General features: G+C 72.4%; 12 protein-coding genes. 9 read left to right on the top strand and 3 right to left on the bottom strand.

Going from position 1 to position 13,316, the window contains the following annotated elements; translation table 11 throughout:
* Positions 1-262: 262 nt before the first annotated feature.
* A complete protein-coding gene (locus ABZ406_RS02700; protein WP_357755560.1) occupies positions 263-1,222 on the bottom strand; it encodes an ECF subfamily RNA polymerase sigma factor, BldN family in 960 nt (319 codons plus the stop codon).
* Positions 1,223-1,720: 498 nt separating this feature from the next.
* On the opposite strand from ABZ406_RS02700, the gene ABZ406_RS02695 reads away from it, so the two are divergent.
* From ABZ406_RS02695 to ABZ406_RS02685, 3 genes are read left to right on the top strand one after another with little or no spacing between them, the layout of a single operon-like run.
* Complete coding sequence (locus ABZ406_RS02695) at positions 1,721-3,415, top strand: AMP-binding protein (protein ID WP_357755558.1); 1,695 nt, start codon at positions 1,721-1,723, stop codon at positions 3,413-3,415.
* Positions 3,405-3,659: a glutaredoxin family protein gene (locus ABZ406_RS02690; RefSeq protein ID WP_030329740.1), complete on the top strand. Its 255-nt coding sequence runs from the start codon at positions 3,405-3,407 to the stop codon at positions 3,657-3,659. Before ABZ406_RS02695 ends, ABZ406_RS02690 begins: the two co-directional genes overlap by 11 nt.
* Before the next feature lie 20 nt (positions 3,660-3,679).
* Positions 3,680-4,342, top strand: coding sequence for an HAD hydrolase-like protein (locus tag ABZ406_RS02685; protein ID WP_357755556.1), 663 nt, complete (start codon positions 3,680-3,682; stop codon positions 4,340-4,342).
* Here ABZ406_RS02685 and ABZ406_RS02680 read toward each other — a convergent pair.
* Both ABZ406_RS02680 and ABZ406_RS02675 read right to left on the bottom strand, forming a co-directional pair.
* Entirely contained in the window at positions 4,323-4,976 is a 654-nt protein-coding gene (locus ABZ406_RS02680) for a response regulator transcription factor (RefSeq protein WP_357755554.1), read from the bottom strand. The genes ABZ406_RS02685 and ABZ406_RS02680 overlap by 20 nt on opposite strands.
* A gap of 40 nt (positions 4,977-5,016) precedes the next feature.
* Positions 5,017-6,321, bottom strand: coding sequence for a sensor histidine kinase (locus ABZ406_RS02675; protein ID WP_357755552.1), 1,305 nt, complete (start codon positions 6,319-6,321; stop codon positions 5,017-5,019).
* 487 nt (positions 6,322-6,808) lie between these two features.
* Here ABZ406_RS02675 and ABZ406_RS02670 point away from each other — a divergent pair, with 487 nt between their 5' ends.
* The 6 genes from ABZ406_RS02670 to ABZ406_RS02645 all read left to right on the top strand — a co-directional run bounded on the left by ABZ406_RS02670 (position 6,809) and on the right by ABZ406_RS02645 (position 13,263).
* Positions 6,809-7,579, top strand: coding sequence for a redox-sensing transcriptional repressor Rex (locus ABZ406_RS02670; RefSeq protein ID WP_357755550.1), 771 nt, complete (start codon positions 6,809-6,811; stop codon positions 7,577-7,579).
* Positions 7,576-8,973, top strand: coding sequence for a glutamyl-tRNA reductase (locus tag ABZ406_RS02665; RefSeq protein ID WP_357755548.1), 1,398 nt, complete (start codon positions 7,576-7,578; stop codon positions 8,971-8,973). The genes ABZ406_RS02670 and ABZ406_RS02665 overlap by 4 nt, the downstream gene beginning before the upstream one ends.
* The gene (gene hemC / locus ABZ406_RS02660; protein WP_357755546.1) at positions 8,970-9,938 is read left to right on the top strand and encodes a hydroxymethylbilane synthase; all 969 of its coding nucleotides are present in this window, start codon (positions 8,970-8,972) and stop codon (positions 9,936-9,938) included. Before ABZ406_RS02665 ends, hemC begins: the two co-directional genes overlap by 4 nt.
* Positions 9,935-11,515 carry a uroporphyrinogen-III synthase gene (locus ABZ406_RS02655; RefSeq protein ID WP_357594848.1) on the top strand — a complete coding sequence of 527 codons (1,581 nt, stop codon included), beginning with the start codon at positions 9,935-9,937 and terminating at the stop codon, positions 11,513-11,515. The genes hemC and ABZ406_RS02655 overlap by 4 nt, the downstream gene beginning before the upstream one ends.
* 19 nt (positions 11,516-11,534) lie before the next feature.
* Complete coding sequence (gene hemB / locus ABZ406_RS02650) at positions 11,535-12,518, top strand: porphobilinogen synthase (RefSeq protein ID WP_357755544.1); 984 nt, start codon at positions 11,535-11,537, stop codon at positions 12,516-12,518.
* 502 nt (positions 12,519-13,020) lie between these two features.
* On the top strand, positions 13,021-13,263 hold the full coding sequence (locus ABZ406_RS02645; protein WP_357755542.1) for a hypothetical protein: 243 nt from the start codon (positions 13,021-13,023) through the stop codon (positions 13,261-13,263).
* The last annotated feature ends 53 nt before the right edge of the window (positions 13,264-13,316 follow it).

Genomic DNA, 13,316 nt, shown 5'->3' with positions numbered 1-13,316 from the left:
GGCCGGTCGGCCGCCGTCGTTGCCAGCGACCGGGCGGCAGTGTGACACCACGGAGGTGAGGTGCCGCCGGCGTGCCGGTCGGACCTCGGTGACCCGGGCCTGCCGGGACATCCACCGGTCGCACCCGGAGAAACGCGGCGGACCGGGCACGGGTTACGGGCCGGGCGGAGCGAAAATTACAGAAAGTGATGGTCATCACCAGGCGGGACCGACTCTGAGCTGCGCGGACGTTGATGACGCCCGTCGGTCCCGCCGTAACAACCTACGGCTGGAAGCCGTCGGGCAGCAGCCGGGCCAGGGCGCGGACGGCACGGTACTGAAGGGCCTTGATGGCGCCCTCGTTCTTGCCCATCGCGCGGGCCGTCTCGGCGACCGAGAAGCCCTGGAGGAAGCGGAGCACGATGCACTCCTGCTGCTCCGGGTTGAGCTGTTTCACAGCGGTGAGGAGCGCGACGTTCGTGATGTGCTCCACCACCGCCGCTTCCGGGCTGCCCTCCGGGCCCCGGTCCTCCCGGTCGGCGTCGAGGACGTCGCCGGTGGTGACCTCCAGCCGGTACCGGCCGGACTTGAAGTGGTCGGCGACGAGGTTGCGGGCGATGGTCACCAACCAGGCGCCGAGGTCGCGGCCCTGCCAGGTGAAGCTGCCGATCCGCTTGAGTGCGCGCAGGAAGGTGTCCGAGGTGAGGTCCTCGGCGAGTTGCCGGTTGCCGACCCGGAAGTAGACGAACCGGAAGACGGTGTCCACGTACCGGTCGTAGATCAGACCGAACGCCTCGGACTCGCCGGCCTGGGCCCGCTCGATCAGCGTCCAGACCTCGGTTGCCGGGTCGGACGGGTCCGGGCGGCTCGGGAAACCGGTGGGGGTGGTGGCGGTGGTGGTAGCCGGCACCGCCGGGATCACCGCTGTCTCACCCGCCGCCGGGTCCGCACTGACCGACGGTGTGTCGCTTACCCGACGACCCTGCACGGGCATCGTGGGTCGGGGCGGCACGGCGACCCGGCCGCCGGCCGGCTTCGCGTTGCCGCCGGGCACCGCGGGCCGAGGCGGTGGCTCGTTGTGGTGTGGCCGGCTGCGGGTTCGTGGCGCCGCGCCGTCACCCCGCAGCACGCCGCCGTGCTGCTCGTCCATCGGGGCACGGGCCGCCGGCCGTTCGTTGACGTGGGAGCGGGCCGGCTGGCCGGTCAGGCCGACCGGGCGTTCCGCGTAACCGAAGGTGGTCACCGTGTTGCCCCCGTCCCGTCGGTCGCCGGGCGGGCCGGTCTGGGTCTCGTCAATGCGGACCGGCCTGATGGCCGGTCGGGCGGGACTGTCGCGGGAGTTGCCGACGCACGGCAATTCCGCTGGAGGTGCTGGTCCAATGCGCTCACAGGCACGGGGGCCTCCTCGGGCTGAGGGGTGTCGACTCACGGCAAATGGGGTGAGCCGACCCGAGTGATGATAGGGCCAACGTCACCCGCGCGTGGCAAGTCCGTTACACAAGGCGGAAGTATTTCCCGCTCCCCCGCACTGGCGGCGGACCGGTTGTCCGTCGTGTGCGATTGACTTTCCGCCGACCGGGTGTTCCACGATGGATGCCCAGGTAGGGGGCTTACCGACCGTTCGGTTGGCGCGACGCGCCGGGCGGTGGGACAGGGCGACCGAACTGCCCTCGGCAACTGTCGCACGTCCCACCGACAGGACCTGATCGGATCGCCGATGGCACACCGGACAGTCCCGTACATGGGACTGTCGCGGGTCGTCCTCCGGACGCCCGACCCGACCGTCGGGCGTGGCCCGTCGCCATCCGCTGTGCCAGACTCGATCACCGTGCAGGACGCCTCGGAAAACCCCGCGCCGAACCTCGCCGACCGGGTTCGCCGGGCGGCTCTCGACCACCCCGACCAGCCCGCGTTGCACTGGCGGGCGCACACCCTCAGCTGGTCCGAACTGGACGCCGCGGTGGACGCCGCCGCCCACGGCCTGTCCGCCGTCGCACCACCCACCGACCCCGGCGGTACGCCGCCCCGCGTCGCCATCGCGCTGCCCAACACGCCGGACTTCGTGCTCGCCTGGCTCGGTGCCCTGCGCGCCGGGCTGATCACCGTGCCGGTCAATCCCGGCTTCACCGCCCCGGAACTGCGGCACGTGCTGGCCGACTCGGGTGCGTCGGTGCTCATCGCCACCGACCGCGTCCGCGAGCTGGTCGTCGACGTGGCAGCCGACCTGCCCGCGCTCACCTCCGTACACGCCGCGCCACCCACCGCCGAGGCGCCCGGACCGGCAGCCCGCCCCCGACGGGGCGGCACCGACCTGGCTGTCCTGCTCTACACCTCAGGCACCGAGGGGCGACCCAAGGGGGCGATGCTCTCGCACCGGGCACTGCTCGCCAACCACGAACAGGTCGCGGAGATCGAACCGCCGGTGGTCGGGCCGACCGACACCGTTCTGCTCGCGTTGCCGCTGTTCCACGCGTACGGGCTCAACTCCGTGCTCGGCGCCGTGGTGCACCACGGGGCGACAGGCGTGCTGCTCGACGAGCCGGGCCCGACGGCGGGGCTGGACGAGATCGCGCGGCACCGGGTCAGCGTGCTGGTCGGCGTACCGTCGATGTTCCTGACCTGGGCCGACGCGGAGTCGGCAGGCGCGGCGACAGCGTCGGTGCGGGTGGCGGTCTGCGGCGCGGCGCCGCTCGAACCCGCCGTCGCGGCGCGCTTCACGGCGGTCACCGGGCATCAGGTGCACATCGGGTACGGCCTCACCGAGACCGCGCCGGTGCTCACCTCCACCCTGGTCGGCGGCGTGGCCAAGCCGGGTTCGATCGGCCGGCCGCTGCCCGGGGTGCGGCTACGCCTGGTCGGCGCGGACGGGGTGGACCTGTGGCGCGACGGGCTCGCCGTCCCCGACGACGACCCGGATGAGCTGGACATCTCCGACGTGGCGCCGGGCACCGACCCGGGGCAGATCGTGGTGTCGGGCCCCAACCTCTTCACCGGCTACTGGCCCGACGGTCGGGGCGGTCCGGACGCCGACGGTTGGTGGGGCACCGGGGACATCGCGTACGCCGACGAGGACGGCGACCTCTTCCTGGTCGACCGGCTCGGCGAGTTGATCCTGGTCAACGGCTTCAACGTCTACCCGCACGAGGTCGAGTCGGTGCTCGCCGGGCACCCCGGGGTGGCCGAGTCGGCGGTACTGGGTGTGCCGCACCCGCGGACCGGCGAGACTGTGCGGGCGTACGTGGTGCCGGCGCAGGGCCAACCGGTGACCGGCGAGGAACTGCTCGCCCACTGCGCGCGGAACCTGGCCCGGTTCAAGTGCCCGACCACCGTCGAGTTCGTCGACGCCCTGCCACACTCGGCGATCGGCAAGGTACGCAAGACCCAGCTCCGGTCGGCGACGCCGACCGACCGCACGGAGGTAACCGATGGCCACTGACGCCCGACTCGCCCTGATCACCCGACCCGGCTGCCACCTGTGCGACGACGCGAAAGCGGCGCTCGACCGGGTGGTCGCGGTCACCGGCGACAAGTGGGTCGAGTGGGACGTCACCGGCGACGAGGGGCTGGAGCGGGAGTACGGCGACCGGCTGCCGGTGGTGATGCTCGACGGCAAGGAGCACGGGTACTGGCGGGTCGAGGAGGACCGGCTGCTGCGGGACCTGACCACCCCGCAGCTCTGAGGAGTGCCTATGGTGCTCTGATGACCTCTGCGCCCCCGCACCTCGTCTGGGACTGGAACGGCACCCTGCTCAACGACCTGAGCCTGGTGGTCTCCGCCACGAACGTCGTGTTCGCGAGCCTGGGCGGGCCGACCGTCACCCCCGACGAGCACCGGGTGCGGTTCCGCCGGCCGATCGCCGAGTACTACGCCGAGGTGCTCGGGCAGGCAGTGGACGCCGACGAGTTCGGCCGACTCGACAAGATCTTCCACGACGCGTACCGCACCGGGTTGACCACCTGTGAGCTGGCCGCCGACGCGCGCACCGCGATGGCCGCGTGGCCGGGTAGCCAGAGCCTGCTGTCCATGTGGTTCCACGAGGAGCTGGTACCCACAGTGCACACCTTCGGGTTGACCGACCACTTCACCCGGGTCGACGGGCTGCGGGCCACCGTCGGCGGCGACCGCAAGGCCGAGTCACTTCGACAGCACCTGGCCGAGCTGGGCGTGGACGGCCCCTCGGTGGTGCTGATCGGTGACTCCATCGACGACGCGGACGCGGCGCTCGCGGTGGGCGGCCGTGCCGTCCTCTACACCGGCGGTTTCACCGACCCGGCCCGGCTGCGCGCCTCCGGTCACCCGGTGGCCGACACCCTCACCGACGCGGTGACCCTGGCCCGGGAGATCAGTTCCGCAGATAGGTGAGGACGGCCAGCACCCGCCGGTGCTGTTCGGTGTCCGGCGGCAGGGTGAGCTTGGTGAAGATGTTGCGCACGTGCTTCTCCACAGCGCCGTCGCTGACCACCAGGGCACGGGCGATGGCGGTGTTCGAGCGCCCCTCGGCCATCAGCGCGAGCACCTCGCGCTCGCGCGGGGTCAGCTCGCGCAGCGGGTCGTCCCGGCGACGCCTGGCGAAGAGCTGCCCGACCACCTCCGGGTCGAGCACCGTGCCGCCACCCGCGACCCGGAGCAGCGCGTCCAGGAACTCGTCGATCGCCGCCACCCGGTCCTTGAGCAGATAGCCGATCCCACCGCCGGCGCCGCCGGTGGTGGCGAGCAGATCATCGGCGTACGAGACCTCGACGTACTGGGACAGCACCAGGATCGGGGTACGCGGCACCAGCCGACGCGCCTCCACCGCAGCCCGCAACCCCTCGTCGGTGTGTGACGGCGGCATCCGGACGTCAACGATCGACACGTCGGGCCGGTGCTCGACCACCGCCTCGACCAGGGCGTCCCCGTCACCCACAGCGGCCACCACCTGGTGCCCGCTCTCGGTCAGCAGCCGGACCAGCCCCTCCCGGAGCAGGACGGCGTCGTCGGCGATCACGATGCGCATGGCTGTGGTGTCTACCACGTCCGGCCCGTACCCCTCGCGCTCACAGGGGAAGTTGGGCGCGGATCTCGGTGGGGCCGCCGGTCGGGCTGACCACCAGCAGTTCGCCGCCGGCGGCCCGAACCCGGTCGGCGATGCCGGCCAGCCCGTGCCCCTTCGCCAGGTGCGCCCCGCCCTGCCCGTCGTCGCCCACCCGTACCTGCAGGTGGGTGCCCTGGCGGGCCACGGCCACCGTGGCCTCGGTGGCCCGGCTGTGCTTGGCGACGTTCGTCAGCGCCTCGGACACCACGAAGTACGCGGTGTTCTCCACCGCCGGGTCGAGCCGCCCGGCCGGGGTGCCGAGCTGCGGGTCCACCTGAAGCTCGATCGGGATCAGCCCGCGCCCGGCGATCGCGGCCAGGGCGCTCGGCAGGCCCCGGTCGACGAGGATCGGCGGGGCGATGCCCCGGGACAACGCCCGCAGCTCGGCAAGCGTGTCCCGGGTCTGGGTGACCGCCTCGTCGATGGTGCGGCCGGCCGCCTCCGGGTCCGAGGAGAGCTGCATCCGGGCCCGGCTGAGGTCCATCGCCAGCCGGACCAGGCGCTGCTGGGGGCCGTCGTGGATGTCCCGCTCCAACCGTCGCAGCGCGGACGCCTCGGCGGACACGGCGGCCCGTTTCTGCTCCTCCAGCACGGTGATCCGGTCGCGCATCTCGGCCACCCCGGTCAGCATGGCCTTGGCGAAGCTGGCCTGAAGCAGGGCGCAGCCCCGCACCACGATCGGCAGGGTGATCAGGAAGAACACCCCGAGCGCGGTGTACAGGCCGATCCGGGCGGTGGTCGAGTCGCCCAGGCCGAGAAGCTGCGCGAGGTCCTGATTACCCTCGCCGTCGGCCCGGGGCAGGGCCCAGTCGTACGCCCAGTAGAGCGAGCCGGCGGTCGCCGCAGCCCACCAGGAGACGGTCACCACGAAGGTGCCCGCCGCCACGATCAGCCGCAGGATGCCGTGCGCCAGGTCGAGCCAGGACTGGGCGTCCCGCATCGGCACGAAGATCCGCCGCCAGGCGTTCGCGCCCGCCTCGGGCAGCCGGTAGTGCGGTCGGATCCGGGGTTGGTGGAGCACCGCGGGCAGCCGCAACCGCTCGACGTCGGCCAGCCCACGGGCGGCGTACAGGGTGCCGCTGAGGATCGGCAGGCCGATCACAGTGACCACCAGGCCGATGCCGACCGCGAGGCCGACGATCAGGACCACGAAACTGGCCACCGCCAGGGGCAGACCGAGCACCACGTACCCGGAATCGACGAAGAGTTGGCGGGGAATGCTCGGTGCCAGCGCGGGTCGGTCGCTGGTGGCGGCAACGGCGGTCATGCTCAAAGGCTAGGCAGTAGGACCCGGTCCCCCCATCCCGAAACCCAGCCTCTCCTCCGTAGTGCTGCCCCTACCCCGCCCCCGCCCTCCCGCGCCTACCGCCCTACCCCCGTCTGCGTCGATCTTGCAGTTGTGGTTGGGGGTTTGTCCTTCTTTGGGCGAAAGGCGGGGACGGGAAGTGCAAGATCGCGGGCGGGGGTGATGCCGGTGGGCTGGGTCGGCGCGGGATTGGTCAGAGAAGTCGGGATTGAGCAATAATCGCCCGGGCGGCGCGCGGACCAGGCCGTTCAATCGATCTTGTGGAATGGAGGGGCTGGTGGGGTCGCGCCACGCAGCGGCAAGATCGCGATTTGTGCACGTCTTCACAAGCGCCTACGCTGTGACTCCGACGCGCCCTGCTAGCACAGCCGCCAACCTCGGTCGCCAGCGGGAGTCCACAAACGGCCGACCAGCGGAGTTGGCCGAGGATCGCACCGCACGGAGTCTCATGAGTCAGCACCGTCACCCAGGCGCGCCCGGCCGCGCCGGTGCCGTACCGACGCTCCCGGATCTGCCCGAGGCGACAGTTGCTCGGCTTCCGGAGTACCTGCGCGCGCTGCACAACCTCGCCGACACCGGGCACGAGACGGTCTCCAGCGAGGGTCTCTCCGCCGCCGCCGGGGTCAACTCCGCGAAGCTCCGCAAGGACCTGTCGCACCTCGGCTCGTACGGCACCCGGGGCGTCGGCTACGACGTCGCGCTGCTGATCGAGCAGATCGAATATGTGCTCGGCCTCACCCAACGCCGGGCGGTCGCCCTGGTCGGCGTGGGTAATCTCGGTCACGCTCTGGCCGGGTACGACGGCTTCGCCAGCCGGGGCTTCCGGATCGCCGCACTGCTCGACGCCGATGCTTCCCGGGTCGGCGAAGAGATCAACGGGCTGGTGGTCAGGCATATCGACGACCTGCCGACGGTCGCTGCGGCGGAATCCCTCGCGATCGGCGTGATCGCCACCCCGGCCGCCGCCGCCCAGCAGGTCGCCGACCAACTGGTCGCCGTCGGCGTGACGAGCATCCTCAACTTTGCGCCGTGCGTACTCTCGGTTCCGGAGGGGGTCGACGTGCGCAAGGTCGACCTCGCCATCGAGCTGCAGATTCTGTCCTTCCACGAACACCGCAAGGCGTCGCTGACCGCGCTGCCCGCCACCGGCGGGGCCGCGCTCACCGCCCTGCCGGGCGGGTTCGCGGCCACCGACACCCAGGAGGCGATCGGCACGTGAAACTGCTCGTCGTCGGCGCGTCCTATCGGACCGCCCCGGTTGCCACGCTGGAGCAGCTGGCCGTGCCCCCTGCCGACCTGACCCGCACACTCGACCGCCTGGTCGCCCAGCCCTACGTGGCCGAGGCGGTCATCGTGTCCACCTGCAACCGGGTGGAGGTCTACGCCGCTGTGTCCGGTTTCCACGGCGGGCTCGGCGATGTCTGCGCCGTGCTGGCCGAGCAGGCCGACAGCTCCCCGACCGCCCTCGCCAGCCACCTGTACGTGCACTACGACACCGCCGCCGTGGACCACGTCTTCCGGGTCGCCACCGGTCTGGACTCGATGGTGGTGGGCGAGGCGCAGATCCTCGGCCAGTTGCGTGACGCGTACCACTGGGCCACCGGTGCCGACTCCGCCGGCCGGCTGCTGCACGAGCTGATGCAGCAGGCGTTGCGGGTCGGCAAGCGGGCCCACGCCGAAACCGGCATCGACCGGGCCGGCCAGAGCGTCGTCACCGCCGCACTGGAGTTGGCCGCCGGGCACCTCGACGGTGACCTCGTCGGTCGTCCGGCCCTGGTGATCGGCGCCGGCGCGATGGGTTCGCTCGGGGTGGCCACGCTGTCCCGGCTGGGCGCCGGGCCGCTCACCGTCAGCAACCGGGGCGCCGACCGGGCCGTCCGGCTGGCCGAGTCGTACGGTGCGAGTGCCGCCCCGATGACCGAGCTGGCCGACACCCTCTCCACAGTGGACATCGTAGTGGCCGCCACCGCGTCCACCGAACCGGTCCTCACCCGGGCGGTGGTCACCACGGCGCTGGCCGAACGCGACAGCGCACGGGGCCCGCTGGTCCTGCTCGACCTGGCCGTCCCGCGCGACGTCGAGGAGGGCGTCGCCGAACTGCCCGGCGTCGAGGTGATCGACATCGACCGGATGGCGGCGCTGCTCGCCGACGGTCCGGCCGCTGCCGACGCCGCTGCCGTCGAACGCATCGTGCTCAGCGAGGTCGAAGGCTTCCTCAGCTGGCTGCGTGGGGCCGACGTGGCACCCACGGTGGCCGCCCTGCGCGGCCGGGCCGACGACGTGGTCACCGCCGAGCTGCGCCGACTGGCCCAGCGCCGCCCCGACCTCGGCGACGACCTGCGGGCCGAGGTGGCCCGTACCGTGCACCGGGTCGTGCAGCGGCTGCTGCACCAGCCCACCGTCAAGGTCCGCCAGTTGGCCGCGGAGCCCGGCGGCGACCAGTACGCGGCACTGCTGCGCGAACTGTTCGACCTCGAGGTGCCGCAGACCTCACCTGTCGACACCGTCCCGGACGTGCTGGCACCCGACCTCGGGATGGCATTCCCCGGCACCGACCGGGTGTCCGGAGCCGACGCCGCCGAGCCGACCCCACCCACCGGAGGTGCGCGATGACCGCCCCCCTTCGCCTCGGCACCCGGGGCAGCACCCTGGCGCTGGCCCAGTCCGGCCAGGTCGCCGAGGCGGTGACCGCCGCCACCGGCCGTGCCGTCGAGCTGGTCGAGGTGGTCACTGCGGGCGACCGCTCCAGCGCGCCTGTGCACCGGCTCGGCGTCGGGGTGTTCGTCTCCGCGCTGCGCGACGCGCTGACCGCGGGCACGATCGACTTCGCGGTGCACTCGTACAAGGATCTGCCCACGGCTGCCGCCAGCGGGCTGCACATCGCCGCGGTGCCGGCCCGGCAGGACCCGCGTGACGCGCTCATCGCCCGCGAGGGCCGGACGCTCGCCGAGCTGCCGCCCGGTGCCACAGTGGGCACGGGTGCGCTGCGCCGGATCGCCCAGTTGCACGCGCTCGGGCTGCAACTGGAGGTCACCCCGATCCGCGGCAACATCGACACTCGCCTCGCGCGGGTGCTCGGCCCCGAGGCCGACCTCGACGCGGTCGTCCTGGCCCGGGCCGGGTTGGCCCGGATCGGCCGGGCCGACGTGATCACCGAGACGCTGGACCCGATGCTGATGCTGCCCGCACCCGCTCAGGGCGCGCTGGCCGTGGAGTGCCGGGTCGACGACCAGGACCTCGTCGAGCTGCTCGCCATGCTCGACGACACACCGTCGCGTGCCGCGGTCACCGCGGAACGCGCGTTTCTGGCAACCCTGGAGGCCGGGTGCAGCGCACCCGTCGCCGCCTATGCCGAACTCGCCGAAGGCGACAACGGCGATGAGATCTACCTGCGCGGGGCGGTGATCAGCCCGGACGGCACTCGTGACATCCGGCTGTCCCGCACCGGAACGCCCGCCGACGCGGCGGAGATCGGTAAGGCACTCGCCGCCGAACTCCTCGACCTCGGCGCCGACTCGATCCTCGGCCAGGAAGGACACACCGGCCCGGGGACCCAGCAATTTGGGAGCACAGAATGACCCGCACCCGTAAGCCCGTCGGCCGTATCGCGTTCGTCGGGGCTGGCCCCGGTGACCCGGGCCTGCTGACCCGTCGGGCCCACGACGCCCTGGTCGACGCCGACCAGGTGATCTACGACCGGGGAGTCCCGGAGTCGTTGCTCAGCGTCGTTCGCGCCGAGGCCAGGGACGATGCCGAGTTCACCCCGGCCGAGGGCGCGCCGGGGGACGTGGCGAAGGTGCTGATCTCCGCGGCCCGTTCCGGGCTGAACGCGGTGCACCTGGTCGCCGGCGACCCGTTCGGGCACGACTCGGTGGTCAAGGAGGTGCAGGCCGTGGCCCGCACCGCCGCTCACTTCGAGGTGGTCCCGGGCGTCGGCCAGGCCGAGGGTGTGGCCACCTACGCCGGGGTTCCGCTGCCGGGCGTACGGACCGCCGCCGACGTCGAGGACGTCAGCGCACTGGACTTCGAGGCGCTGGCCACTGCCGTCGGCCGGGGTTCGCTCGCGCTCGCCGTGGACGCCGGTGACCTCGCCGCCGTCCGGGACGGGCTGCTCGCCGCCGGAGTCGACGGCACGACGGGCGTCGGCGTGACCGGCGACGGCACCGGTGAGACCCAGTACACGACCACGTCGACGGTGGACAGCTTCGTGGCCGCCGCGCTCGGGTTCACCGGCCGGGTGGTGCTCACCGTCGGTGTCGGGGTGGGCCAGCGCGACAAGCTGAGCTGGTGGGAGAACCGCCCGCTGTACGGCTGGAAGGTCCTCGTACCTCGGACCAAGGAGCAGGCCGGCGCGATGAGCGCCCGGCTCCGCGCGTACGGGGCGATCCCGTGTGAGGTGCCGACCATCGCGGTCGAGCCGCCGCGTACCCCGGCGCAGATGGAGCGGGCGGTCAAGGGCCTGGTCGACGGCCGGTACGCCTGGGTGATCTTCACGTCGGTGAACGCGGTCCGCGCGGTCTGGGAGAAGTTCGCCGAGCACGGCCTCGACGCCCGGCACTTCGGCGGCGTCAAGATCGCCTGCATCGGTGAGGCCACCGCGGACGCGGTTCGCGCGTTCGGCATCCAGCCGGAGCTGATCCCCGCCGGGGAGCAGTCCTCGGAGGGCCTGCTGGCCGAGTTCTCGCCGCACGACGAGATCCTCGACCCGGTGGGCCGGGTGCTGCTGCCGCGCGCCGACATCGCCACCGAGACGCTCGCCGCCGGGCTCACCGAGCGCGGCTGGGAGGTCGACGACGTGACCGCGTACCGGACGGTGCGGGCCGCTCCGCCGCCCGCCGAGATCCGCGACGCGATCAAGTCGGGCGGGTTCGACGCGGTGCTCTTCACGTCTTCTTCGACAGTGCGGAACCTCGTCGGTATCGCCGGGAAGCCGCACGCCCGGACGGTTGTTGCCGTTATTGGGCCCAAGACGGCGGAGACCGCGACGGAGTTCGGCCTGCGGGTCGACGTCCAGCCGCCGCACGCCTCGGTGCCCGACCTGGTGGAGGCGCTCGCCGCCTACGCCGTCGAGCTACGCGAGAAGCTGGCCGCCATGCCGGCCAAGCAGCGCCGTGGCTCGAAGGTGCAGGGTCCGACCGCCCTGCGCTTCCGGTAGTCGTTCGAGGAGGCCTGCAATGTCGTACCCAGAGATCCGGCCCCGCCGCCTGCGCCGCAACCCGGCGGTCCGCCGGCTGGTGTCGGAGACCCGGGTCGACCCGGCCGAGCTGGTCGTGCCGATGTTCGTCAAGGAGGGGCTGACCGAGCCCCGGGCCATCGGGTCGCTCCCGGGGGTGCTCCAGCACTCCCGGGACTCGCTGCGCAAGGCAGCGGCCGAGGCGGTCCAGGCCGGTGTCGGCGGAATCATGCTCTTCGGCGTGCCGGAGCAGCGGGACCCGACCGGCTCCGGCGGCATCGACCCGAACGGCATCCTCAACGTCGCCATCCGCGACGTGGTGGCCGAGGTGGGCGCTGCCACTGTGGTGATGAGCGACCTGTGCCTCGACGAGTTCACCTCGCACGGGCACTGCGGTCTGCTCACCCCCGACGGCGAGGTCGACAACGACGCCACCCTGGCCGCGTACGCCGAGATGGCGGTGGCCCAGGCCGCCGCCGGGGTCGGCATGGTGGGGCCGTCCGGGATGATGGACGGCCAGGTCGGCGTGGTACGCCGGGCCCTCGACGCCGCCGGTCACCAGGACGTGTCAGTGCTGGCGTACGCCGTGAAGTACGCCTCCGCCTTCTACGGCCCGTTCCGCGACGCCGTGGAGTCGGCGCTGGAGGGCGACCGGCGCACCTACCAGCAGGACCCGGCCAATCTGCGTGAGTCGCTGCGTGAGGTGGCGCTCGACGTCGCCGAGGGCGCCGACCTGGTGATGGTCAAGCCTGCGCTGCCCTACCTCGACGTGGTCTCGGCGGTGCGGGCCGCAGTGGACGTTCCGGTAGCCGCCTACCAGGTCTCCGGCGAGTACGCGACTGTCGAGGCCGCCGCCGCGAACGGTTGGATCGACCGGGAGCGGGTGATGATGGAGACGCTCACCTCGATCAAGCGCGCCGGAGCGCAGGTCATCCTCACCTACTGGGCCGTCGAGGCCGCCAACCTGCTCCGCCAGCGCTACTGAGCGGCCCGTCCGCAGCCATCCGGGTCCCGGCGCCTGATCGCGGCGCTTTCCGGCTCCTGGCTGTGCCGGATCCCTGGCTCCGATGTCTCCGCGACTGCCTTTGCTCTGCACCCGCGGATGCGCCGGCCACGGTCTTGGGTCGGCGCCGACCAGGATGGCGCGTATCAGCAGGGATGGCGCGCGTCGGGGTGGCGCATCAGAGGGCCCGTCTTGGTGGCGCGTGTCAGAAGCGCCGTCGGGGTGGTGCGTATCAGGGTGCAGAGCAAAGGGGAGAGGTCAGGGATTACCTCCCCGCTCCGCCGCCCGACGCCGTGCCGCTCAAGGCCCACGACTTCGCCGCCTGAGCGGAAGCCATCCTCGCCACCGTGACGGATGCCCCGTTGTCCACAGGTCCTGTAGTTGTCCACAGGCCAGCCGAACGGGACTGCGAGAAACGGGGCGAGCCGAGGTCGCCGGGTGTCGGCTGGCCGCCGTCGACGACCTCGGCCGGGTGCTCAAGCCGATGCGGGACTGGGAAGACACGCGTGACGGTGCGGGGCGCCGCTACCCGACGCACCTGGACACCATTCTCGACCCGAAGCCGGGGGAGTGGTGGGCGGACGTCTACGGGCTGGCCCGCCCGCCCGAGACGTTCTACCGCAACCGGGAGGTCCGTGACGCGATGCGTCGGCGTAGCCAGTGGGAGGTGCGGGTGGCCAAGCACCGCGGCGATCCACCGCCGCCACAGCGCTGGCGGTACGACTGACCGCGGAACGGCAGACGGCCCGCCGTCCCCTGGGCGGGGTTCGGCGGGCCGTC

Origin of the sequence: Micromonospora sp. NPDC005710, assembly GCF_040630995.1 — a bacterium.
Classification (GTDB): Bacteria; Actinomycetota; Actinomycetes; order Mycobacteriales; family Micromonosporaceae; genus Micromonospora.
Note: the sequence above shows the minus strand (reverse complement) of the source record. Positions and strands in the feature narration are given on the sequence as shown.